Annotated in this window: 16 protein-coding genes and 2 tRNA genes; all 18 read right to left on the reverse strand. The window is 37.1% G+C overall.

Annotated elements, in window-relative coordinates; all coding sequences use genetic code 11:
• Nucleotides 1–25 precede the first annotated feature (25 nt).
• Nucleotides 26–1300, reverse strand: coding sequence for a beta-ketoacyl synthase N-terminal-like domain-containing protein (locus J7604_RS06765; protein WP_293893020.1), 1275 nt, complete (start codon nucleotides 1298–1300; stop codon nucleotides 26–28).
• Between the two features lie 75 nt (nucleotides 1301–1375).
• Complete coding sequence (locus J7604_RS06770; RefSeq protein WP_028981315.1) at nucleotides 1376–1633, reverse strand: acyl carrier protein; 258 nt, start codon at nucleotides 1631–1633, stop codon at nucleotides 1376–1378.
• A gap of 298 nt (nucleotides 1634–1931) precedes the next feature.
• Nucleotides 1932–2699, reverse strand: a complete 768-nt coding sequence (locus J7604_RS06775; protein ID WP_293893027.1) for an MBL fold metallo-hydrolase — start codon at nucleotides 2697–2699, stop codon at nucleotides 1932–1934.
• Between the two features lie 139 nt (nucleotides 2700–2838).
• Nucleotides 2839–2909, reverse strand: a tRNA-Cys gene (locus J7604_RS06780).
• A 68-nt stretch (nucleotides 2910–2977) separates the two neighbouring features.
• Nucleotides 2978–3048 (reverse strand) — tRNA-Cys (locus J7604_RS06785).
• A gap of 39 nt (nucleotides 3049–3087) precedes the next feature.
• Nucleotides 3088–4053, reverse strand: coding sequence for an acyltransferase domain-containing protein (locus J7604_RS06790; RefSeq protein ID WP_293893030.1), 966 nt, complete (start codon nucleotides 4051–4053; stop codon nucleotides 3088–3090).
• Between the two features lie 82 nt (nucleotides 4054–4135).
• Entirely contained in the window at nucleotides 4136–5119 is a 984-nt protein-coding gene (locus tag J7604_RS06795) for an NAD(P)-dependent alcohol dehydrogenase (protein WP_293893033.1), read from the reverse strand.
• Nucleotides 5120–5368: 249 nt separating this feature from the next.
• Entirely contained in the window at nucleotides 5369–6064 is a 696-nt protein-coding gene (locus J7604_RS06800) for a hypothetical protein (RefSeq protein ID WP_293893036.1), read from the reverse strand.
• 154 nt (nucleotides 6065–6218) lie between these two features.
• Nucleotides 6219–6971, reverse strand: a complete 753-nt coding sequence (locus J7604_RS06805; protein WP_293893039.1) for a DUF4386 domain-containing protein — start codon at nucleotides 6969–6971, stop codon at nucleotides 6219–6221.
• 41 nt (nucleotides 6972–7012) lie between these two features.
• Nucleotides 7013–8347, reverse strand: coding sequence for a hypothetical protein (locus J7604_RS06810; RefSeq protein ID WP_293893042.1), 1335 nt, complete (start codon nucleotides 8345–8347; stop codon nucleotides 7013–7015).
• A 53-nt stretch (nucleotides 8348–8400) separates the two neighbouring features.
• Nucleotides 8401–9279, reverse strand: coding sequence for an outer membrane lipoprotein-sorting protein (locus J7604_RS06815; RefSeq protein WP_293893045.1), 879 nt, complete (start codon nucleotides 9277–9279; stop codon nucleotides 8401–8403).
• An 18-nt stretch (nucleotides 9280–9297) separates the two neighbouring features.
• The gene (locus J7604_RS06820; RefSeq protein WP_293893047.1) at nucleotides 9298–11889 is read right to left on the reverse strand and encodes an MMPL family transporter; all 2592 of its coding nucleotides are present in this window, start codon (nucleotides 11887–11889) and stop codon (nucleotides 9298–9300) included.
• A gap of 103 nt (nucleotides 11890–11992) precedes the next feature.
• A complete protein-coding gene (locus J7604_RS06825) occupies nucleotides 11993–12742 on the reverse strand; it encodes a polyketide synthase (protein WP_293893050.1) in 750 nt (249 codons plus the stop codon).
• Between the two features lie 2 nt (nucleotides 12743–12744).
• A complete protein-coding gene (locus J7604_RS06830) occupies nucleotides 12745–13536 on the reverse strand; it encodes an enoyl-CoA hydratase/isomerase (RefSeq protein WP_293893053.1) in 792 nt (263 codons plus the stop codon).
• Nucleotides 13524–14783: a hydroxymethylglutaryl-CoA synthase family protein gene (locus J7604_RS06835; RefSeq protein ID WP_293893056.1), complete on the reverse strand. Its 1260-nt coding sequence runs from the start codon at nucleotides 14781–14783 to the stop codon at nucleotides 13524–13526. Before J7604_RS06835 ends, J7604_RS06830 begins: the two co-directional genes overlap by 13 nt.
• 309 nt (nucleotides 14784–15092) lie before the next feature.
• The gene (locus J7604_RS06840) at nucleotides 15093–16025 is read right to left on the reverse strand and encodes a hypothetical protein (protein WP_293893059.1); all 933 of its coding nucleotides are present in this window, start codon (nucleotides 16023–16025) and stop codon (nucleotides 15093–15095) included.
• Between the two features lie 136 nt (nucleotides 16026–16161).
• Entirely contained in the window at nucleotides 16162–17100 is a 939-nt protein-coding gene (locus J7604_RS06845; protein WP_293893062.1) for an NAD(P)-dependent alcohol dehydrogenase, read from the reverse strand.
• A 60-nt stretch (nucleotides 17101–17160) separates the two neighbouring features.
• The gene (locus J7604_RS06850; RefSeq protein WP_293893065.1) at nucleotides 17161–24402 is read right to left on the reverse strand and encodes an SDR family NAD(P)-dependent oxidoreductase; all 7242 of its coding nucleotides are present in this window, start codon (nucleotides 24400–24402) and stop codon (nucleotides 17161–17163) included.
• Between the last annotated feature and the right edge of the window lie 9 nt (nucleotides 24403–24411).

The raw sequence follows: 24411 nt of genomic DNA on the forward strand, positions 1-24411 counted from the left end.
AATTTTCGGTTATGTTTTTATATTCTCAATCTCGCTTTAATACAATAGATGTATTGATGCCTCCAAAGCCAAAAGAGTTACTCATGGCAATGTCTATTCTGTGATTAATTGCTTCAGCTCCGCAGAATTTTAAATCATTACAAATCGGTTCTTCCAGATTTTTATTTGGATGAAGAAATCCTTGCCTCATTTGAATAACTGTAGCTATTGCTTCTACAAGACCTGCCGAATACAGACAATGGCCAGTCAAACCTTTAGTAGCATTAAGCCTTAAAGCAGCAGTATGCCCTCCAAATACATCACAAATAGCATCAGCCTCTGTCTTGTCTCCCAGAGCTGAGGAACTCCCATGGGTATTCAAATAATCAACCTCTGAAGCTGATAATCCTGCCTGATTAAGGGCTGAAAGCATGGCTTTTACTTCTCCATTTTTATTCGGATCAGAAGAGCTATTTCCATCAAGGTTTATGGAACCTCCTTTGATTTCCGCAAGAAAAGGAGCTTCCCTTTTTGATGCACTAGCTAAGGATTCAAGAATGATGCAAGCACTCGCTTGACCATAAATAAATCCTTCATGCTGTTTATCAAAAGGCCGACAAGCTTTTTCTGGTTGATTAATATATTTCTTACCACCCATTGCTCCAATGTTGATGAACCCTTGGATATCCATCGGTGACAAATCAGCTATAGTACCTACCACAACGCAAACATCTGCGAAGCCTGAATGTACAAGCTGGTATCCTTTAATGATACCTACATTCCCGGTGGCAGAAGCACCTCCAACTACAAGACCTTCTCCATTGATCCCGAATAGTTCACTTAAAACCCCGACCTGATTTGTCTCCAAAAATTCAAGGGCATATCTAGGTGATAAATACTCAGGATTCTCTCTGAATTTCTGGATCAAATCATACTGAAAGTTTTGTGTGCTATTCTGGCCTGCTACTATTAATCCTATTCGTTCTGATTGTAATTTACTTTGAAATAATTGAGCATGTTGCCAGGCTTCCAAAGCAGATATAATTGAAGCTTGGATAGCAAAAGGAGCTCTCCTTCCAAGGCGTTTAGCATTGACCAATTTTTCTTCAGGAACATCCTGAAAACGGTTTAGAAGTTCTAAAAAAGAAAAGTTTTGTAGTTCGGCAGCAATGTTGACAGATATCTTTGGTTCCTTCTGGCTTGTCGAAAGTCTGATTCCTGATTCACCCTTCATTAAAGCATTACAGAATGAGGAAATATTTTCACCTATAGAAGATACGATCCCCATTCCGGTTATCCCAATTTTATTACTAGTCATCATCTATCTCTGTTGATAAAAAGCTAAACATTAAATAGTGAACTTTGCAACTTCGTATGATTGCAATAAATCGTTAATTTATTTAAGTTCTACTTTACCCACATTTTCAGATAACACTTTAACCAAACCCTCAATATTGCTGACTTGAGCAAAACTCATCAAAGGTAATTTGATTCCCAATTCTTCCATTGAAATCGTAACAACTTCCATTCGATCAATAGAGTTTGCGCCTAATTCCTTTAGGTTTTTTTCGATGGAAATCATCTCTGGATTAAGATCGGGAAGAACCTCCATAATAACATTCTTCACTACTTCATAAACTTGTTCTGTTGCCATAATTTACTCCTTTCTTACTTATAAAATTGTTATATATTAAATTGCTTGTATGCATTAACTAGGCTAAAAAATATTAAACCTAAGTCTGTCCTACATGAGTGATGCAAATACTTTCAATAGCTCATTCAGTAATATGGTCATTCGCCTATCTAAAAGTATTCTTAAAATTTCACTTAATTATCAATTGCGTAACAAATCTCGATGAACATAATTTTAGCAAACGGCGCTTGCATAATTTTGGACATTCGACTGATGTTAATGAATGTTCATTTGAAGAGATTCCTTACCTTATGAATAATTACCGGAAATCAAATAAACTTAACTTGTTTTGCACATGTCTCATTCGATATGCGGCAAAATCATTTACGTTTTTGAATTGCAGATAAATATTGCATTTTAATAACTCTGAAAATTTCTGTCCGGGAGGTTTATCATAGACATGGCCAGGGAAAATACGTGTATCTGGCTTTAAGAAACTGCGTAGCTGATTTAAGCTGTTAAACATATTATGAGCAGCAGCCATATCCGGACATATGCCACAACCTTCTGCAAAGAGGGTATCACCGCTAAACAAATTATTTCCTACCAGATAACAAGTACTTCCAGGAGTATGACCAGGTGTTAAAATTGGCAATATCCTTATTTGCCCAACAAACCATGGAGTCATGTCTATTCCTAATAATTGCGGCTCCGAATATCCAGAAAAAGCTATCTCCTTATTTGACATCCAAATCGGACAGTTGTATTTATCAGCCAACGGACGAGCTAAGTCCACATGGTCCGGATGAGAATGAGTAAGCAATATTCCACTCAGACTTGATTGGGTATTCATTAAAGCCTCCTCTACCTTCTCAATATTCCAAGCCGGGTCAACAATAATTGATTGTTTGCTATTATTATCAACCACCAAATAGCTGTAACTTATAATAAACATATGTGTCATTCTCAGAACAACAACCTGTGTTTCTCCAACATTCCCTGCATCTATATAATTTACATCCATTACAAAATAATCAAGGTTGCTTGCCTTATAGAATGATACCGTTAACTGAATTCGAATATTCAAATTGCGCTTAATGGATTCGAATTAAAGTAAGGTTTTATCGATCTTCCCCTTTGTTACATGGGACATAGCCAAATTTACAGATGAAAGAGACTTAAATAAATTAGCAATTACGTTCATCTGAATTAAAAATATTATACTGAGGCGCCGAATGGATTCGAACCACTGAACAAGGTTTTGCCGACCTTTCCCTTTCCTCTTGGGTACAGCGCCTTAAAAAAGGTAATAGCAATTAAGATAAAATCCTAGTTACATTTATCTCAACTAAAAATATTATGCTGAGGCGCCGAATGGATTCGAACCACTGAACAAGGTTTTGCCGACCTTTCCCTTTCCTCTTGGGTACAGCGCCATTTTTCATTTTTATATTTAACAATGGAAATAAATTCTATCAAATTACATTTTCCAATAAAGAAGTTTTCAATTTTTCAATCGCATTCAAGTCTCTCCCAAATTGATTAATCATTTGAAAAGAAACAGAACCTGAATTAGACGGAAGCATGTACTTAACAAAAGTAGCAAGTGTTCCACTTGGGCCAGAATCGATAAACACATAATCACCCTTCTCCAGAATCTTATCGACAGTTTGTTCAAAATTAACCGGGAAGCGAATTACTTCCCATAAATAATCTTCCTTCAACTCTTTTATAACTTCATTTCGTGATGCAGATATAATCGGAACACTAGCAGAGGAAAACTTTATCTTCTTTACAACTTGCTTAAACTCCTCTTCGATCGGATCAATAAGTTCAGTATGGAACCCATATTTCACAGGTAATACCTGGGATATTATATTTATATTATTTAAACACCCCTGAAGATTCTGAATAACATGAGGTAGCCCACAGACCACAAAATTCTCCTGAAAATTTGTTCCTGTACACCAGCACTGTTCAAACAAATCAGGGGACTTGGCCATGATAGCTTTTGACTCCATAATTGCTAGCATAGCGGCACTCTGCGTTCTTTGTTCAGCTAACTTAGCGATATCAACAACTAATTGAATACCGTCTTCCAGCGAAACAGAACCAGAAATAACGCTAGCAGTTAACTCCCCAAGACTATAGCCTAACAGAAAATCAGGTTGAATTCCCAGTTCCTTAAGTACTTTAACTTGACAGTACTCAATACATAGCAAAGCTGGGTTAGAATAAAGAAGGCGATCAAATGGTTTGCTTTTCCCTTCCTTTCCATAAAGCACATCCACTAATGAAGTTTGAATTAATGGAGAAACAATTTCATTACAATGGTCCATCCAATACCGGAACTGTGCATTATTCTCATAAAGTTCTTTTCCCATTTGATAGTATTGAGAACCTTGCCCCGAGAACATAAATATGACTGGTTTATTCATCATAAAGAATCTTAAGTGCTTTGTGTCTGCTTGTATGTCTGATATACTTCTCAATCTACTTCCGAAAAATAACAGAATTATTATTTCAGAATTTAGTACTATGTTGAACAGCAATTACAACTTTTCCTCCTGGATGTCCTGTCCCATAATGCTGAAGAGCTTTTGCAGTCTCGCTTAATGGATAACATCTATCAACAACCGGTTTTATTCTCCCGGCTTCTATAAGCTCTTTAACAAAAAGTAAATCCTTAGCATTTGGATTAACAGCCCAACCTCCAACAAGCTTTTTACCATCTCTTTTGAATACCATTGGCCCAATGAGCATGTCCTGGAAAATCCTCGTAACAGAAGGTCCTCCAGCGCTAACGTAAACACCATTTGGCTTCAAGGCTCTCTTATGATCAAAAATCGAACGATAAGCAATTGCAAAGATAAGGTCATATGTCTGTCCGTTTTTTGTATAATCCTGCTTGGTATAATCTATCAAATGATCTGCACCAAGTGTATACAACATATCGAAATTCCTTGAACTACAAACACCCGTCACTTCCGCTCCAAAATACTTGGCAATCTGAACTGCAAATGAACCTATACCACCTGATGCGCCAAAAATTAAAACCTTTTGACCTTTCTGAATACCACCTTTATCACGAAGTGCCTGCAAGGCTACAAGTGATCCCTGAGGTACAGCCGCAGCTTCCTCAAAAGATATGTTTACTGGCTTAGGAACTAACTCATGTTCTGGAACAGCGGTGTATTCGGCATAAGCACCGAAAGCAGTAGAAACACCAAAAACTTCATCACCTGGCTTAAACTTAGTAACATCTTTACCGACCATTACTACACGTCCTGAAATATCACTCCCAGGAATTTTAATTCTGGGTTTAACTAATCCGCTATCCAAGAGACGGACAAAGAATGGTTTTCCCTCAATAATCATCAGATTATGAGTAGTGGCAGAAGATGCGTGCACTTCTAACAGAACTTCATTATCTCTAGGAACAGGCTTTTCTACTTCTTCGAGCTTGAGCTCTGAAAGTCCATACTTTAAACATGAGATCGCTTTCACAATTTTTCTGGTTGTTTTTAGAATTAACTATATAATACCCCTCTACTCTTTTGCATTGGGATAGATGCTACCAAATATTATTGAATTAGTAACATCAAACTATAAGTAAATTACTAACTATACAAAAAATGAAAGCTTAAAGTTAAACCAGGCAATAAAAAATTCAAATATTTTCTATTTTAATTTCAAAGAAGCTATTCGTTGTTACACCATATATTATTTCATTTAATATCGAAGTATTTAGTAATATTAATTGGCCTTAGCACTCTTATATTTATCTTTCTTTAATAGATCCCTAACCATATTCATATTATAGCTCCATACATTTGTCAAGACCACATTCTTTACGAAATAAGGTATATTTCCTCCAATATCAGCATCAGCAATTACCTCGAAATCTACTTCTCCATTAGGAAGAGGTGTGAGCTTATAAATGTCATTCATAATTTTCACACGTTCTATATTTTCTATAGGATGCGTTTTTGCAGGAGCAGCCAATACATTTACTTCAACTGCTTTAGTTTTCGGATCTTGAGAATGATGCATTTGCAAAACGAAATCTCTCGTACCAATTGGAAATGGTAAGTCTACTTTGTATGAATAGTATGCACTATAAAAGGTCCCTTGTTCTACTTTTTCAAACATCTTCCAGTCTTTTATGCCCAGGTCCTGAACTGTAGCATCGCTCTTCAAAAAGTAAAGAATATCGTCAATGCTCGATTTCAGTCTCATTTTTGCTTTTACCTGCTTCAAACAAGAACCGGGAGTTTTTAATGTCCAGATTTTGATTCCATTTTCATCTTGTACGAGCGTCCATTCATTTGAACCCGAATTCGTCCATAAAATATGTGAAATAAATAATACTACCGTAAGCGCTATCACACTAATCAATAAAAATTTCTTAGTTCTTCTTGGAGGCTTCTCTTTTAGATCGTTCTTTTTCATTTTCGATTATTAATGAAATAAATTTAAAATTATAAACTATAGTTAATCATTGTGGATGTATCGACTTCTAATAGACTTTATTAGTCTTTAATCAATTTTATTAACTGTTTTGAAGTGAAACAAAGTCTTCACTCGGGACTATCTTTTAGATAAGTTATGTTATATCACCATAATTAATTCTACTTGCAGAAGGAGTAGTCACTGAAGGTTTTCCTCCTTTCAACAAAAGCCAAAAGGCAAATGAAATCTCCCCAAAAAATGACGGAATACCTACAACTGCTCTAAACAGTTTTTCATACTTTTTATAATCTGGCAAAAGAAAGCTTGCAAATGAGTTGATCAGAAAACCGAAAGCTACTATCATAAATAAAATCCCCAGGATTCTTGGAACATAGCTTGACTTAAGAATTAAGTAACCAAGGATGAATATATGAATGCCAAAAAAGACAAACCCGATTCGCCATCCATATTTAAATGCATCAAGATATAGCATTACCTGAGCATATATCTGACTTTTTCCAAACACCGCTGAGTAGTCACCATTCGTTAGGATATGTAAAATGTTAATCTTGTTAATCAGCACCACAGAAGATATAACCATATAAATCATTCTAAGCCAGGCCGCGAGTATAGCGAGGTTATTATTTACCTGTTTCAAAAAAACATAAAGTGCCCATGCTACTATCAAATCACACACATAAATAACTATATGATGGCATATCTCCACGCGAAATAACATTTCATTCGCTAATATATTGTGCGATGTTTTTACTGCATCACCTGGTACGATAAATCTCCGGCGGATAATAGCTTCAACGATGATGGCTACTGCGAACATGATTAAATATGTACACCCAGCAATTATAGCTGGTTTTCGGGAAGATATTTCTTGTTTATCAATTGTCATTTTGAATGCTCTTATTAATAAATTAATAGTACTACGTTTTCCTAGTATTGATATTGAATTCTAAAATTAACTTGCTTTTGATCGGCATACATCAACAGGATGTTTCTTTTATCCATTACATCAGGATAACCTATTAAGAGGGAAAGATTCACTTTATCATTCCACTGATATGTAGTTGTTAACATATGCAGAAAGGATGGATAATATACTAACCAAAGTGTCATCCAGTTAACAGACAAGTTTTCATTTAAAAACCTCTTGGTTATGTTCAGTGTCAAAGTACTATAATTCCTTGGAAAAATCTGTAACTTATCGTTCCAACCAACTATATGACTATTTGCACCTTCCAGACTGGCATTGAACTTTGATCCACGGGAATAGTTCAATGCCAATGATGCATCAACAACATCTTTCTGTTCAATGCTAATAGCGTTCTCCCTAACAGCATAAAAATTCCGAGGAGATTTCCATGCTACTTCGCCCTTGAACAAAAATGCGCCTTTTGCATGATTCAGGGTCATTCCCACCAATTTACTCCTTTGCTTTCTGACAAAGAAATCATTATCCATCAAATGAGCAGCTAAAATGCTGAAATCGCTATTACCAAAGGTCTTTTTCCATTTCATTCCATATTCAAAATCATTACCATTTATTCTCCGCTTTGGCGCTTCAATATTTCGCAACATTTCAATGCCATATGCGCTTCCAACTCTGGGATATTCATTATATGCCGGTATAGGAATAAAAAAGAAAGTCCAATCACCAATCTTTGAGAATTGATCCACTGTAATCATTGGTTGACCAATCCGGGATTCTTCCGGCGCGACAAAAAATAATTCTGAATAATTCCATGGACTTATTACATCCGTAATGGCTGTAAAATCTGATTCACCCAAGACCAAGAGTTGAATACCTGCTTTTATACTGGTTCGACCAAAACTAGCTTGCAGAAAGGCTTCCCTGGTTCTTAATCTAAACCAAATATCCTTATCTCTGGCTTCTGCTTGATGGTCATTGCTCCAAAAGGCCAATAATTTTGAGTCGTACTGAAAATACAATAAATTTTTAAAGAAGAATTTAGAGTATTCTAACCTAATTGCTGTTCGATTCTTTATAAACCTTGTCGGAGATTCAATTTTATAGGAAGCTTCATGCATCAATGTTAACCTCATTGGTGTAAGTACATTCCTGGACCAAAAGGAGGCGGAATCCGATCCGTCTCCAATTGGTTCAAGACTATATATTAAACCAGCATCGCCAGATGTTAAACTAGTATCATTTACTATCAAACTACTATCACAAGGAGTCTGCGCAACCACAATAGTGTATAGAAAACAAAGTGAAATATTAAAAAAAATACTAGCTACCGACTTCAAAATTGATAAATAAAATTAGGTCTAACAAAAAACTAAAACATGCATACTCCAGACTATTTCATGTAAGTACGAAACTTTGCTAAGTTCTTTTCCCTGAAAGCAAAGTCTGTAAGACTTCTTTGAGTCAAAAATTCATCCGAAGCTTCCATGTTATATGCAACTGATATCAATCTTAATTCAGTTACTCTTCTCGAAACAAGATTATTCATAGTGGTGACTCTCACTACCCATACTTTGTCTATAAGCTCAACACCTTTTCTGTTCAACTGCTTACAGAGCTTTCCTCTATGGTCATAAAGATCTTCTTTCAAAACGAGTAATCTCTCTTTGTCAATCCATGATGTAATTTTTCCATATTTGGTCTTTTTGGCACGCAATGCAGTAGGTACTGATTCTATAACCCAAACTTTCCGGTTATCGTAAGTTTCTTCTCCGATAAGTTTGTATGTATAGTCTTTAACTTTTCTACTGCTCATATCCTCAACGGAAAATTCAGATCCAAAAAAGCTTCCGCTCTCATCGCTATCTTCACTGCTAGACACCAGACGTTTAACTTTTCCGATTGCTGACAAATACAACCAGGTATCATTATCCTTACCTGCTTCCAGATTCTCATAAGTTAACATACCAATACCTTTATCCTTAGATGGTTCAAGCACAACAGCAATGGATCTTGTTTCATTACCATAATGCTTTTGGGCACTTTCCAAAACTGATATTCTAGGATTTTCAGAGCAGCTCAAGCTTCCCCCTTTTATTTCATATTTGCAAGTAGTTAATTTAATCTTGGTGATAGATGTTTTATAAGATTCTCTGCTCACACTATCAACTCTACTGATTATCTTTAATGCATCCTGTGTTGAAGCTGGAACTAAAGCAGTAAGACTAAAAACTGATAAAATGATTACAAAAATTATCTGAAATGATTTCATATTTTTTATATTGATTTTCTATGCTCCTATTAACTCTTTGTACTGCTCTTGATTGGATTCGAACTTTGTTCCTTTTTTCTGGAAGTTTAATTTAAACACCATAATTAATGCAGGAAGCAAAAACAGGTCACACAACAAACCTGCGAAAATGGCCAGAGAGCCAAACTTTCCGACGTTAGCAGTCCCAGTACTTTCTGCAATGGACATTATACCAAATCCAAGTCCTAGAATTAAAGAAGTAAATACGATTGCCTGACCTGACTCCTTCATCGTATGCTTCAAGGCCCTCTTTATATTCCCATCTTTCAAAACTTCAAGTCGATATTGACTAATAAAAGTTGAAGTGTCATCAACTGAAACACCTATTATAACTGGAGCTAACATCATTGTGAAAAAATCCAGAGGCACTTCGAACCAACCCATTATACCGAAGGTCAGTACAGAAGGAATTAGGTTTGGTATTATTGAAATTAAGCCCGCTTTAAATGACCCAAAAACCAACAATAAAATAATACTGATAACAAAAAGAGCTAAACCAAAACTTTTAAACTCATTTTGTGTAAGATAATCAGCAGTCTTCATAGCCAGTGCAAACCCACCCGTAACAGAAACGAAAGTATCCGGATACTTCTTTTTGATTTTACTCACAGCCTCATGAATATCCTTTTGCATCTCATCAAATACTCTGGTATATTCGTATGAGCCATAAGTGTGCAATGTTACCGAGATATTTGCTTTTCTGTAATTATCATCAATCATCCTTCTACGATCATCCGGATTAGCATTATTAAACAAGAAGAGTGTTTGAGAAAGTTGTTTCTCGTCAGAAGGAATAATATATTTATCTGCCTGTCCCTGATTTAACTTTTGATACGAATCCTTTACAACATTAACTATAGACGAAGTCGTCACTACATACTTGGTATATTTCTTTTCAAACTTTTGTTGTAGCTCATCTATAACTTTTAATACTTGTGGGTCCTGAAGACCATCATCTTTTCCCAAATCAAGGTAGATTGCAATACGCGAAGAGCCAGACATTTTCTCATCAACAATTCTGACATTTTTATTCCATCTGGAATCTTCAGGGAAGGTATCGGTTAAGCTGGTATCTACTTTTACCATTGAGGCACCTATTATGCAAATAACAAATACAGATAAGAATGAGATGATAGGAAGGATTGGTCTTTTTTCTACAGCTGGAATAACCTTATCCAGTGATTTTTGTAGAGAAAGAGCAAAATTCGGAACAATACGACCAATAAAGCTAAGCTGTTTCTTGTCGGTCTTTTCAATCTTTGGAACTGGAGGCCATAAATCGAGCATTAATGGAAGTAAGAAAATTGACAGGAACAGAGCCAGAAAAATACCCAACGTAGACATCCATGCGAAATTTTGAATAGGAACCAGGTCGGAAATATTTAAGGCCAATATACCCGCCATGTTTGTAATGGCCGTCATAAGCATTGGAGCTCCTGTGCTTTTATAAGTATGTCTAAGTGCAGAGCTATGATCATGATTCGTCTTACGATAAAACATGTATCCAGACATCAAGTGAACCGAATCTGCTATACCTACAGTAAGGATCAGCAAAACCGTTAGGATTAGAAAACTTGTAAAAGGTAAACCCAGTAGAGCTGAAATACCTAGAGTCCAGATTGTAGTTAAGAAAACAATGAGCATTCCCCAAACTACGGCAGATAATGAACGGAACAGGAACCATAACAGGACTATTATGATGACAAATGCAGCCAAGTATAACATTCCCATTTCTGCCACCATTATGTTTTGATACTCTGAGCCAGCAGTATTTCCAACTGCATAATATTCCAGATGATTTGCATATTCAGGTTTGTCAATAATCGCTTTTATTGCATTGTTCAAAGCGGTATAGTCTGCCATATCTGTCGGTTTGAAGCGTGGCGTTTCTTTTTTTGCCGAAACATTGTCTTTTAATTTTGAACCATCCATCACAATTTCCATATCAGCAGCAACCGCCTGATCCGCCTGCACATCCGAATCCTCAGGGATTGCACCAAAATCCGTTTCAATATACATTCCTCCATACTTCAGGTCCTTTGAAAAATATTGTAGAGGAAAGCTTCTTTGTGCTTCTGCAGTTTTTCTGATCTGATCTAGCTCTTCCGCTGATGTTGGGATTGTACTACTTACTAAAGGTTTGGAGATAAGCATATCTTCTTCAACAGCTAACACAGGTGCATTAACTAGACTGTTGATTTTTACAATATGATCAAGTGCAGACTTTTCTCCTTCCTTTAACTTTGACCTGTAATCAAGAAGCTCCTCACGAATTCCTCTTATTGCTTCCAGCGATTTGTGAGAAAACACATTTCCATCTTTGGGCTTATAAACTATATAAACACCATCTTCACTTCCAAACTGAGCGTGATACTCATTAAATGCAACATATACAGGATCGTTCTTTGCAAACCACCCTTCAATTGTAAGATCAAATTTGGACTTCTGCATTCCAAAGAAACATGCTACAGTAGCACCAATGAAAAACAGTGAGAAGAGCAGCTTCCTTTTCCGAACCTGATCTGGAAGATTGGCAAAGTACTCCGAAATGGAGTTAGTGATTCTTTTCATAAATTTTATGATTGATTAAATTATTGTCAAAAATTAATATGGAATGGTTAGCTAGCAAACGAAGGCAAAATCTTTAGATTTAGACTATGACTTATTTATTATATTACTTTCCAAAGAGGTCTTTAATCCTATCTCTTACTTCAGGTTGAAGGAATGTTATTTCATGCATTGCCTCCTCTTGTTCGATTACTTTTGGAAGACCGGCCCGGAGGTCTGCAACCAAATGATCCTTTAAAGTAACAAGTGACACCCTTGGTTTTTCAGCAATCGTCTTTGCCAACTCCAAAGCATATTCCATTACTTGTTCCCGTGGAAGTACAGGAAAAGGAATACCTCTTTTCTGCAACTCTTCTCCTCTATATGTTTTAGCAGAAAGCATCATTTCTTCAGCCAAACTTATTCCCAGCTTTTTTGGAAGGATGAAAGTTGATCCCATACCTGGAGTAAAGCCATATTTCATAAAGTTGGTAGTATAAATACTCTCCCTACTTAGAATCACAAAATCAGCAAACATTCCCATTACAAAACCACCTCCTATCCCATGCCCTTGCATTGCTGAAATTACCGGAATCGGGCAATTCAAAGCCAGGCTATAAAGATCAATATCCGTAAACCTTGCCTTTCCGTCAGAAATTTCAAGTAATCCTTCTTTGGTACCTCCACTGGCAAAGTAGCTTTCATAACCAGTTAATATAACTACTTTATATTGAGCCTGAGTTTTTATAGTTTCAAAAGCTTGAATCAGCCCTTCTGCCAAAGGAACAGAGAACATATTCTTGCTTTCCTTATCCTGCATTTTGATCTGGACAATTCCAGCACTTATCTCTTTAAGTTCAATAACCTCCTCTGACATAATTAAGCTCCTTCCCAGGGAAATTTCCCTGTTTTTACGTATCGTGAAATTTTAGCAAGATTATTGTGATCCGAGAACACTTCAATATTAGCATCAAATGCCTTTTGCCTTGACCTCAAAAGGTCTTCATCCAAGGATCCTATATACTTCTTGTAGCGTGCAACCCCTTCCTTAGATAATCGTCTAAGTCTCAGCAAATGCTTCCTCAATAAATTTTCACTACTTTCTTCATAAGCATCCACTAGGCCCCATTCATGAGCTTGTTTGGCTGTGATAGGGGACGTCATTAATGTCATATAATTCGCTTTGGAAAATCCCATTCGACGAATTAGAAATGGCAATACACAAGCTGGCATTAATCCGAAAAGAAGTTCAGATAAACTGAATACTGCTTTTTCTTCACATAACACGATATCACTGGCTGCAACAAACCCTATCCCACCAGCATTGGCCTTTCCCCTTACATGAGCAATTGTAATATAAGGTCCGGAGGTCATCTGTAACCACAGATTGTAAAGAGGTTCCGGATCTTGCTCATGATGCTGAGTTTGACTTTCAAGGCTTTCCTGAATCCCTTTAAAATCCGCACCAAAGCAAAACACTTCTGGCAAACCTTCTATTACAACAATCTTAACTTCATTTTCACATTGAGCCAGCACTTCGGAAAACTCCTCAATAAGGCCATCATTAATAGTATTATTCGCATCTGGGCGATACATCTGTATATAACAAATGTCGTCTTCGAACCTTGCCTTGATATTTTTATAAGGCTTTGAACTGACTAAGACACCCATTCGTATATTCTTTTAAATTCTTTTATCTCTTTTAAGAATAAAGTTTCTTTACCCATTGCCTTTCTTGCTTGAGGAATGAAACTGCTATCCAAAGTCACATTACGTGTGCCAAATTTAAGTGCATTACTTCCTATGAGAAGGTTTTCATATTCCTCCATCGTCAGTTCATATCTTTTATCTAATTGCTCTCTTATATTAAGAGCCCTTATGCGCAGCTGTCCCTCCTTTCTTGCCACACCACTAAAAAACTCCGAACAACATCCTGAACCATAAGAAAAACAACCAATCCTCTGAGGTGCATCCAGGTTAGCGTTGTCTATTGTGCTTGCTAAAGACAACATTGCGGTAGCTCCCATGATATTGCCCACACGCTGACAATAAGTAAGCCCTGGAATCACCCTGCGATTAAAATCCTCTTCAATATCTTTTGGCTTCGCCTGAACCATTTTGCGCATCAGGTTACGATGAGCACCTTTGATCATACCTCCAAACGGAGTATGGAAAGACAAGTAGCCAAATGTTTTGGCATAGTCTGCACCCTTAACACGTTTTTGATATTCGATAAAAGAGTTTTCACAACAATCAAGATAAGACAGCAATGACAAATCTGAGTCTGCAGCTTCTGAATCTGCAGAAGGTCTGCAAGTATCCATAACTTCATAACCATAGTAGCCATTAGCTCCAACATCTATCTGGAATACGTGAGGCTTTTCACTAATTAGAACTGCTACCGCTCCCGCTCCATTGCTAGGTTCTGCAAATGACCAATCCTGCGAAAGAGCATCACCGCCATCTTCAATCATGAAACGTGAAATATCTGTGGCAATTAGTAATGCTTTGGCTCCTGGTGATGTTTGTGATAAAATAAAATTGATTGCCATTTGCAATCCAGCCACACCTGAGTAGCAAGCATTTTTAAGTTCGACCAAACGACAATTACGATTCAAACCTAAGTAATGATGAATGTATGTACTCATTGACTTGGCAAAATCAAAAGAGGATTCAGTGGATGTAATAACCAGTTCTATACGATCCTTCTCTTCCGGACTCAATGCGTCAATCAAAGGTTTGGCAGCATTTACTCCGAAGGTAATGGGATCTTCATATGGCAATGCAACCGTCTTTTCTTTCATCATAAGGTTATTAAACCGAGTCATATCCAACTTACGATATTCGGCAAGCTTCTCTACGTCCAAATAGGATGTACCAGCGAAAACATTAATCGCTTCAATTCCGACTATACTCATATATTTATTTATGGTAAATTTTTATAAAACTATTATATGTATTAATAGTATATAGTATGTATGCTATATACCGGTACTGATTGGGTATTAATTAAAATATGCTGTTATGAAAATAGAAGTTATTAATAGCTGTTTAAAAGACTTCTTTTCAATATTGCCATAAGGCAAATAATATGCGTACTCAAAAAAACTATCTCTGTAAGAGTTAGTAAAAATAATTATCAGGAATTGAACTACAAAATAGATATGAAATTTTAATATGAAGATATCGTCAAATTTCTCCAGCAATATTATAACCTCATATTTGTATTATGCTTCCTGCATTGAAAAAGATTTGCTTTTCAATGAAGATCTTATCCAAGAATTTAAAATTGACTGACGAGTCTGCGCATCATTTCCCAGCATGTGGTGCAGCTGAATTGTGATACCCATACGTCCGTGTGTTGTCATACATGCAGCACCAATCGGATACATAGATGGAACATTCGGACAAACCATCCAATGACCGCTCCCAGGTATATCCCATACTCCGACATTTGAGAATGTGCCTGTCCAGCTTTCACCTTGTTGCTTTCTATCGACTAGATATTTACGCATTTTCTCCTGACCCATCATTGATCCACCCTGAATGCCAAACCAAGCTCCCCAGTGATAGCCTCTCTTCATTAAGCCAACAATTTTTTCATGAAGTTGCTTTATTGAAAAATCATGATCTACGTCTACAGCTAAGAAAGAAGTATGAATTAGTTCAGCAGAACGTTCTACACCTCCGCGAACATTTACAGGAACAGACCAACGTCTATTTGCTGAAGGCGGCATCAGTTGAGCCGACACCACTGCATCTAAGTGATATAATAAATAAGAATTCACCGTTACACCTGCAGCTCTAGCGGCAAACTTGATTTCCTCTGTTTCTTCCTTAGTGAATAAATACCAAGAGATACGTTCATGAACAGGAAGCGAAATGCGTTTTGCATTAGGGTCAATCCGAAGCCACTCTTGCTTTCTGACACCTGCTGTAGGCAAGTATGCCATCATTCCACGTAGCTTACGAAAAAAAGTGTACTTGTCATCCTTCAAAGTTGGAACCTGATCCACTTTCAGACCTTGCGCCCGCATCAGATACGCCAAACCTCCTACCCCATCATAATCGTAGTGAGGTAGCTCTGTCCATTCAGGCTGAGTTGCACCTTCTTTAATTTGCCCGAAAATTCCTGAGACATCTTCGCCGCAGTCTTCCATGGCTCTAAACCATTCACCTGGCCAATCAATATTCTTTTTCATATTCTCCTCCTATTTTTATTATTATGTTTACTATTTCTTGGGTTAACAACAATTCTGATTAGTCCTACAAATCTATTTTACAAATCCTCAGACATCATCTCATCCAGTAATCCTGGTGGGAAACAGTAATTACTACATTTCCCTTTGCATGTTCTTTATCAACATACCTATGAGCATCTGCCAATTGCTCCAATGGATAACATCTATCAATGACAGGCTTAAACTTTCCCTTTTCAACAAGCTCTTTGAGTAAGACAAAATCTTCAGTAAGTATTTTTGCAGTTCCTGAAGAAAACACCGAAACATATCTTCCATTTGGCTTAAGTAACTTTTTACTTTTTTTATAATTGATTTTACCGACAGCATCAAAGATTATATCATAAAGTTCTTTACTATCGGTATACTCTTTTTTTGTATAATCAATCACAGTATCCGTTCCGAGAGATTTCACCAAATCGATATTTGAAGTACTGCAGACACCAGTAACTTCCGCACCGAAGTATTTAGCAAGCTGGATTGCTGAAGTTCCAATTGCTCCAGACGCACCATAAATAAGTACTTTATCTCCTTTTTTTATGCCACCTTTTCTTTTAAGGAAATGTAAGGCATTAGAACCTCCATAAGGCACAGCAATAGCTTCTTCGTAAGATACATTCGTTGGCTTTAATGCCATAACACATTTTTCTGGAAGGTTCACATACTGTGCATAGGCTCCTAATCGAGAACCTGTACGAGCATATACCTGATCACCTTTTTGAAATTGAGACACATCTTTTCCTACAGATTCAATTTCTCCTGCCACGTACAAACCAAGTATAGGTTTTCTTGGCCTTGTCAAACCAAACATTAATCTTATCAAAATCTTTGCTGCAGGAAAAGGGACATTTAAACCTCTGATTCTTCTGTCTGGTGCAGTTATAGGCGTCGCATAAATTTTTATTAAAACTTCATTATTTTTTGGCACAGGTTTTTCAACCTCTTTAAGTTGAAGGACCTCCGGAGGTCCATATTTTGTGCATACCATTGCTCTCATAGCGGTTCTTTAAGGTTTATCAAACTGGTTAAATTAAAAAAGTATATAACGTTAAAATATCTAAAGCTTACCTAAAGCCCTGACATAAAAGTTTGTTAACTTCACTAAAAGATCTCCACCCTCATTCAACAATTGGATGTTGAATTTTTTTACTTCTGCCTTTGCTTGTTTTTCATTATCTGCATTTTCAACATAAGCATAGCAGACATGTGACATAGGGCGAATGATTTCCAATTCATCGATAGCAAATGGTAGATATGGCGTTGTAGGTTCCGATCCGCCAAGCAAGCCGGCCACAGTCTGCAATGCTCCATCAAGCAAAGAAGGATGGAGGATAAACTGATCAAAATCTGATTTCAAATAATCCGCAATCTTCAATTTAGATAAGGCAAATGACTCACTGATGTAAAACTCCTGAATGGTTTGAAAACCCAAACCGTAGTTAAAACCAGCATTAGTAAATAAATTATATAGATTTGAGCCGCTCTGGGGCTTTGCACATTTTTCCTTTAGAACATTAATTGAGAAGGACTTCTCTGCGGTCTCTGAATGACCAATTCCATTTTTGAAAAACAACCTGCCCTCTGAATGAAGTACTCTTTCATTATCATCATTCAATGATACAATTTGATATTCGATTCCTCTTCCGTTTGGTTTCAATATCGTTTGAACCAATTGAGGACCTGTTTTAAAGCTTAATGGATTAGCCCAAACAATATCCGTGATTTTAGACACCTTCTGCTCACCTGCTATATTTCCTGAAATACCTGCCATTTCCAGAAAACCTGAACCTGGAAAGATCTTTTCCTTATGCACCTGATGATCCATCGCGTAAAATTCCTTATCGGACAATAATGAGCTAAAGCTCACTTCTCTTAAAGTAGAAGAGTTATATGAAACCAAAGGATGCATGTTAGCATGTGCATTTCCTTGATCAGATACTTTTTTCTTTTCTTGAGCATTTACATCTGAAACCCAATAACGCTCCTTAGCAAAAGGATATGTCGGCAGTGCAATTCTATTGGGTTTATTTGTTTCATATAAATTTTCCCAATCAACATCAGTTCCTGCAACCCATAATTCTGCCAGTTTACATAGATCTTTTGATCTAAACATCTTTTGAATATCTTCACTATTGGGGGATTTCTTTCTCCCCTCGCGCGGGTCATATTTCCCTTGATAAATATTATCAGATGGTATCTGCTGTCTCCAGCCCTTTAAATGCTCCATTAGTTCCGTCCTTCCCGAAACAATAATTGCTAGTCGCTCTTGCATACCTTCACGACCAACTTGCAATGAATAAGAAAGATCTGATAGATTTACATTCTTTTCTTTACCTACAAAAGTCAGAAGACGATTGACAGATTCACGAAGGCGGTCTTCATTTTTTGCAGAAAGGATTACAAGATAAGATCCTGGTTCATTCACATTTTCCTTTACATCAGCCTTCTCATATTCCTCCAAAATCATGCATGCGTTCACGCCTCCCGCTCCAAATGAATTGATAATAGCTCTTCTAGGATAATCAGGAGAGGACTCCCATGTTGTTAGTTTATGCTCAAGATAAAAAGGAGATTCTTTGAAATCGATATTTGGATTTACCTCCTCTGAATGGATGGTAGGGACAATCTGCTTATGTTTCATTTGCAATAAAACTTTTGCTACACCTGCAATTCCAGCAGCAGACTCAGGATGTCCAATGTTTGCTTTGACCGAACCAATAGGACAGAATTGTTTTTTCTTAGTTTGCTTATTAAATGCATTGGTTAAAGCTACTATTTCAAGGCTATCACCTAACTGCGTGCCAGTTCCATGGCCCTCAATATATCCTATAGTCTCAGGATGAATTTGCGACTTTCTAAGTGTATGTTCAATAAGGCTTGCTTGTGAATTTGGATTTGGAGCGGAATATCCGTTTGACCTTCCTCCATGGTCAAATGCACTGCCAGCTACTACTGCATAAATATGATCTTTATCTGCAATCGCTTTTCTAAGTGGTTTAAGTATTACAGACCCAACTCCTTCTCCTGGCACAAAGCCATCATCACCTGCACCATAACTGCGACACTTACCTTCCAGAGAAACCATTCTTCTTTTGCAGAAGGAGTGATATTTGGACGGATGTAAATATAGATTAACTCCTCCGGCCACAGCGACCTGGCACTCTTGCTTTTTCAAACTCTCACATGCAAGATGGATGGCAACCAGCGAAGAAGAACAAGCAGTATCAATTGGCATGCTTGGACCCTGAAAGTCGAATATGTATGAGACACGATTTGCAATAGACCATGGCTGTGCGCTAGGAACAACATTCCCCCTGCTCCATTCTTCAGCTGCCAATAAGCTATAAGAATTTGTAGTCACACCAACAAAGACTCCCACATCAGCACTCTTTGCTTTAGGATGACGTTTTTTCAAACTGTTCTTGCTATATCCTGCATCTTCTATTGCCCCCCATACCGATTGCAAGAAAAGACGCTCCTGAGGATCCATAATCTTTGCTTCTTCAGAAGAAATATTGAAGAATTGCGGATCAAATTTGTCTACATCATTTACAAAGCCTCCCCACTTACAATATATCTTTCCCTCTGCAGCCCTCTCAGGATCCTGGTGATAGAACTGTTCATAATCCCAACGGCTGGCAGGAACAAGATCGATCAAATCTTTTCCCTGTTTCAGATTTTCCCAGTACTTATTTAAATCTTCCGATTGGGGGTAGTAACCATGAATTCCAATAATTGCAATCTGCTCATTATCTCCATATTCATGCTTTATCTCAATGCCTTTTTCTTCTTCTAAATGAACTTCACTATCCTCAATAGTTTGAATCTCTTCTTCTGAATACTCCAGATTAAAAAACTGAACTAAGGCCTTACCTGCTTCTCGTGTCAGGTATCCTGCTAATTCTTCTATTGTTGAATATTCATAAAACAACGTCTTGGATAAAGCTCCTAAGTCTTTTTCCAAAGTGACATTAAAACGGCTAACGATGATAGAATCAATACCAAAAGTCTCAAACCGTTCCTGCGAATCAATCTTCTCAGGAGAAAGCTTAATTTCAGCACCTACTAAAGCTTTCAGATATGCTTCCGTTTTTTCCAAAAGAATTGCAGGATCAATAGTGCTAGTCAGGACTTTGGTATCTGCCTTCTTTGATTCCTGACCTGAATAAACATTAACCCTTGATGGATAGCCGTAAAAAGCTATGCCTTGCGTCAGATGTGATTGTAAGAACTCCTCCAAATATTGAATACCAACATTGATAGGTATCGGACAAACTCCCGTTACTTTCTTTGCTATGGCAAGTTCATCCAGAGAAAGAACCATTCCTCCCTCTTCCCAAAAAGGCCAGTTAATTGAAAGAGTCTTGCCAAAACGCTTTTGTTGCTTCTTCTTGCTTTCTCTCAATTCAGCAAATGAATCTAAAAAGTGATTTCCATAAGCATATTCACATTGCCCTAAATTACCCATCACTCCAGCAATAGAAGAAAACAAGATAAACACATCTAAATTTTCATCCTTCGTCGCCTGATCTAAATTAAGCGTTCCATAAATTTTAGGTGCTAACACCTTTTCAATTTCTTCTTTCGTTTTCTTTAGTATAAAAGAATCTTTATTGACGCCTGCCGAATGGATCACACCATTTATCTGAGAAAACTGAAGCTTTGCTTTATGAACAACGGCTTCCATATCTTCCAACTTAGAGGCATCAGCTTGCAAATAAATAACTTCTGCTTTATAGGCCTTTAGTTGATTTACCTTTGCTTCTTGTTCTGCTTTTAGCGCAGATCTTCCGAAAAGAATCAATTTACACTGATAGTTTTTAGCTAAGTATTCGCTGATAATATACCCTAAGCCTCCTAAAGCTCCTGATATGATGTAGACCCCACCTTGCTTAAAAGGCAATGTTGTTAATTTATTTGATACTGGGATATAGCTCGACAATTCTCTGATATTCCTGATATATTTTCCATTATCATGTTTATATCGGACTTCATTTTTATTCCAAAGTTCCTCCCTAAACTCATCCAGAATAATATTGATTTTGCTTTCAATTGAGATCTCAGGATTCGCCGAATTACTCTGAACTTCAATTACCTTAGCAAGATACTTTGGATTCTCTAAATTAAGTGTTTTGAAGAAAGCACCAATTGCCGCACTTTGTGGAACTGTTATACTTCCGTTTGTCGAGAAGATTGATAAAATTTTAACGGACTGTTGATTCTTCTGATGAAGCAGAGCTTTGCAGAGATAAAAGAGCGTATAAAAACTATCATTAACCTGACTATCTTTCTCAAGATGCTCAGTTGTTAATCCATGATATATAATTTGACGAGGAAGCTGATTCCGCTCTTTTAGAGTATCTACTAGTTGATTGAATTGACCTTCCTTGTCTTGGTTAATGGTAAAAACATTAGATGCCAGTTCCTGATAGTCACCTCCCAATTTTACCAGTATGAAGGATTTATCCGCAATGCTTCCCTTCAGCTTTTCTATTGCTGCATTGTATAATTCATCTGTAGTGTCTATAACCAGAGTCGGACCTTCTGCAAATGATTTATTTGTCTCTGATTGAAGAGATATCGGACTTTTCTTCCAATCAGGATAAAAATACATTTTCTGAATTTTTTCCTCCACTTCCTGAGCAGCCTTGTTTTTAGGCTTCATCTCATTGACTTTCTCCTGACTTACAGGAGAAGGATTTACAGATACTTCAACCCAATACTTTTCCTTTGCAAAAGGATAGGTAGGCAGACTGACACGCTGAGGTTTATTATTTCCATAAAGCTTACTCCAGTCAAGCTCCAGACCTTTTACCCATAAATCAACAAGCTTAGAAAGGTTTTTATCACTTATCCATTTATCAACTATCTTTTGTAAATCTGCATCAGTACCATATATAGTCAAGTGATCCTTATCACGTGTTACCTGTCCTTGATAACAATTTTCAATGCTCTGTACACCTGAAATATAAGCTTTAAGTTTTTCAGATAACTCATCAATTGAATTGACCACAAAACCTAAACGTTCTCTCATCTCGTCTCTGCCCACCTGCAATGTATAGGCCATGTCAATCAAATCAATTGACTCTTTATTTTTAAGAATAAAATCAGATAAGTCTTGGCCACGTTGTTTGAGTTGTGCAGGAATTCTTGCTGATAAAGGAATGATGATTCCTCCATTGTTAGTGATGCCAGGAAGAGTTCCATTTTTCTTTGGCTTCTGAAGATACTCTTCGATAACCAAGTGTGAATTGGTTCCACTAAATCCAAAAGAGCTTACACTTGCTCTACGTACTGGACTAACATTATTCACTTTCCAATCCTGCTTTTCCCTGGAAATATAGAATGGGGAATTCTTGAAATCAAAGATGGTATTCTCTTTTACAACATTTAAAGTAGGCACCAAAGTTTTATGCTTTAGCGATAGCAATACTTTCTGTACACTTGCAACTCCCGCTGCGCCGGATGTGTGTCCAACATTGCTTTTTACGGATCCCAACGCACAGAAATTCTTCTTCAAGGTTTTCTCTTTAAATACAGTAGAAAGAGCCTCCAATTCAATCGGATCACCTAACTTAGTTCCTGTGCCATGAGTTTCTACATAACTAATAGTTTCAGGATTAATTTTATACTTAGAATAAATTTCTCTTTCTAACTCTGTTTGACTGTTAACACTTGGAGCAGTGATACCATTTGTTTTACCATCCTGATTAATGCCTGATCCCAGAATAACACCATAGATATGATCATTATCTCTCTGAGCATCTTCCAACCTTTTAAGTACAACAGCTCCTACTCCTTCCCCTGGCACAAAACCATTGGCAGAATCATCGAAAGTCTTGCATTGGCCTTCAGGAGATAACATTCCCGCCTGACACATTCCAATATAAGCTTCGGGGATTAAATACAAACTCACCCCTCCGGCAAGAGCCATATCTATCTCACCATTTAACAATGCCTGACAAGCAACGTGCATTCCAACCAATGAAGAAGAACACGCAGTATCAATCGGAACGGCCGGACCTTTCAAATTCAAGAAGTATGAAAGACGAGCAGCTCCAATGGCAAAGCTGTTTCCGGTTATATTTACGGATGAGGAATTATTTTTCGCAATGAGGTAACTATATTCATTACTCATTATGCCCAAGTAAACTCCACATTTTTTATTACTTAAGGTAGCACCTGAATAACCTGCATCTTCAAATGCTTTATAACCTTCCTCCAAAAACAAACGATGCTGAGGGTCCATCGCTTCTGCCTCTGAAGGTGAAATCTGGAAAAACAACGGATCAAAACATTCCACATCATCCAGCATCCCCATCCACTTGCAATACATTTTACCTTTTTGCTTAGGATCTGCATCGTAGTATTGCTGGATATCCCAACGAGAAGAAGGAACTTCAATGATGGAATTTTTACCCTGAGCCAAATTCTCCCAGTACTGATCTAAGTTCTGTGCCTGAGGATACCTACCTGACATACCTATAATCGCTATTTTATCATTAGCAACCAGATTAGTACTATCAACAACTTGTTTAGGACGAGCTTTCCTGGTCAGATTAGGAAATGAACTTGCTAATGGGACAGTTACTTTAGAAGCAGAAGCCTGAATTACTGGTTGCCTAAGTGAAATTTCTTTTACAGAAGTAACCGGCAAATTCCCCAACTCTTTTGATAAAAACAACGTAAGCTCTTTTATGGTTGAATAATCATAAATCTTTGTAGAAGATACTTCCAACCCTAAGCTTTTATTAATAAACTTAATCCATTCAACTCCTACTATGGAATCAAGACCCATATCAATAAATGACTTATTAACATCCACTTCTGATGGTTTTAAATACAGTGCATCAGCCAAACTTTTAACCAAGACTTCCTGGATATGGTCATTAGTATATACAAGGCCTTGTCCGATTGAGTCACTTGAGGGATTTGAATATAAATTTGCAGAAGCAGCTAATGTCTTCAAATCTGAAATACTATTGGCCGGTAAAGAAGATAATGTACTAACAGGAGCAACTCTCACATTTTCTAGTTCTTTCGATACATACAAGGATAGTTCCTTGATAGTAGCGTAATCGTAAATCTTTGTGGAAGAAATTTCAAGGCCAAAGGTTTTATTAATAAACTTTATCCATTCTACTCCTACTATGGAATCAAGACCAAGATCTATAAAAGATTTATTAATATCTATTTCTGATGGACTCAAATAAAGCGCCTCAGCCAAGCTAGTAACCAAGGCCTGCTGAATTTGCTCTTTGGTATAAAAAAGTTCTTTTTCTTTTATGGAATTTAACATGGTTGTGGA

Origin of the sequence: Sporocytophaga sp. (genome assembly GCF_017745095.1) — a bacterium.
Lineage (GTDB): Bacteria > Bacteroidota > Bacteroidia > Cytophagales > Cytophagaceae > Sporocytophaga.

Bases quoted from the DNA above. Each gene is read 5' to 3' on its own strand.
- J7604_RS06830 (WP_293893053.1), bottom strand. From the start codon at position 13,536: ATGGGTGTCTTAGTCAGTTCAAAGCCTTATAAAAATATCAAGGCAAGG.
- J7604_RS06850 (WP_293893065.1), bottom strand. From the start codon at position 24,402: ATGTTAAATTCCATAAAAGAAAAAGAACTTTTTTATACCAAAGAGCAA.
- J7604_RS06820 (WP_293893047.1), bottom strand. From the start codon at position 11,889: ATGAAAAGAATCACTAACTCCATTTCGGAGTACTTTGCCAATCTTCCA.
- J7604_RS06825 (WP_293893050.1), bottom strand. From the start codon at position 12,742: ATGTCAGAGGAGGTTATTGAACTTAAAGAGATAAGTGCTGGAATTGTC.
- J7604_RS06805 (WP_293893039.1), bottom strand. From the start codon at position 6,971: ATGACAATTGATAAACAAGAAATATCTTCCCGAAAACCAGCTATAATT.
- J7604_RS06800 (WP_293893036.1), bottom strand. From the start codon at position 6,064: ATGAAAAAGAACGATCTAAAAGAGAAGCCTCCAAGAAGAACTAAGAAA.
- J7604_RS06790 (WP_293893030.1), bottom strand. From the start codon at position 4,053: ATGATGAATAAACCAGTCATATTTATGTTCTCGGGGCAAGGTTCTCAA.
- J7604_RS06815 (WP_293893045.1), bottom strand. From the start codon at position 9,279: ATGAAATCATTTCAGATAATTTTTGTAATCATTTTATCAGTTTTTAGT.
- J7604_RS06840 (WP_293893059.1), bottom strand. From the start codon at position 16,025: ATGGAAGACTGCGGCGAAGATGTCTCAGGAATTTTCGGGCAAATTAAA.
- J7604_RS06835 (WP_293893056.1), bottom strand. From the start codon at position 14,783: ATGAGTATAGTCGGAATTGAAGCGATTAATGTTTTCGCTGGTACATCC.
- J7604_RS06770 (WP_028981315.1), bottom strand. From the start codon at position 1,633: ATGGCAACAGAACAAGTTTATGAAGTAGTGAAGAATGTTATTATGGAG.
- J7604_RS06845 (WP_293893062.1), bottom strand. From the start codon at position 17,100: ATGAGAGCAATGGTATGCACAAAATATGGACCTCCGGAGGTCCTTCAA.
- J7604_RS06765 (WP_293893020.1), bottom strand. From the start codon at position 1,300: ATGATGACTAGTAATAAAATTGGGATAACCGGAATGGGGATCGTATCT.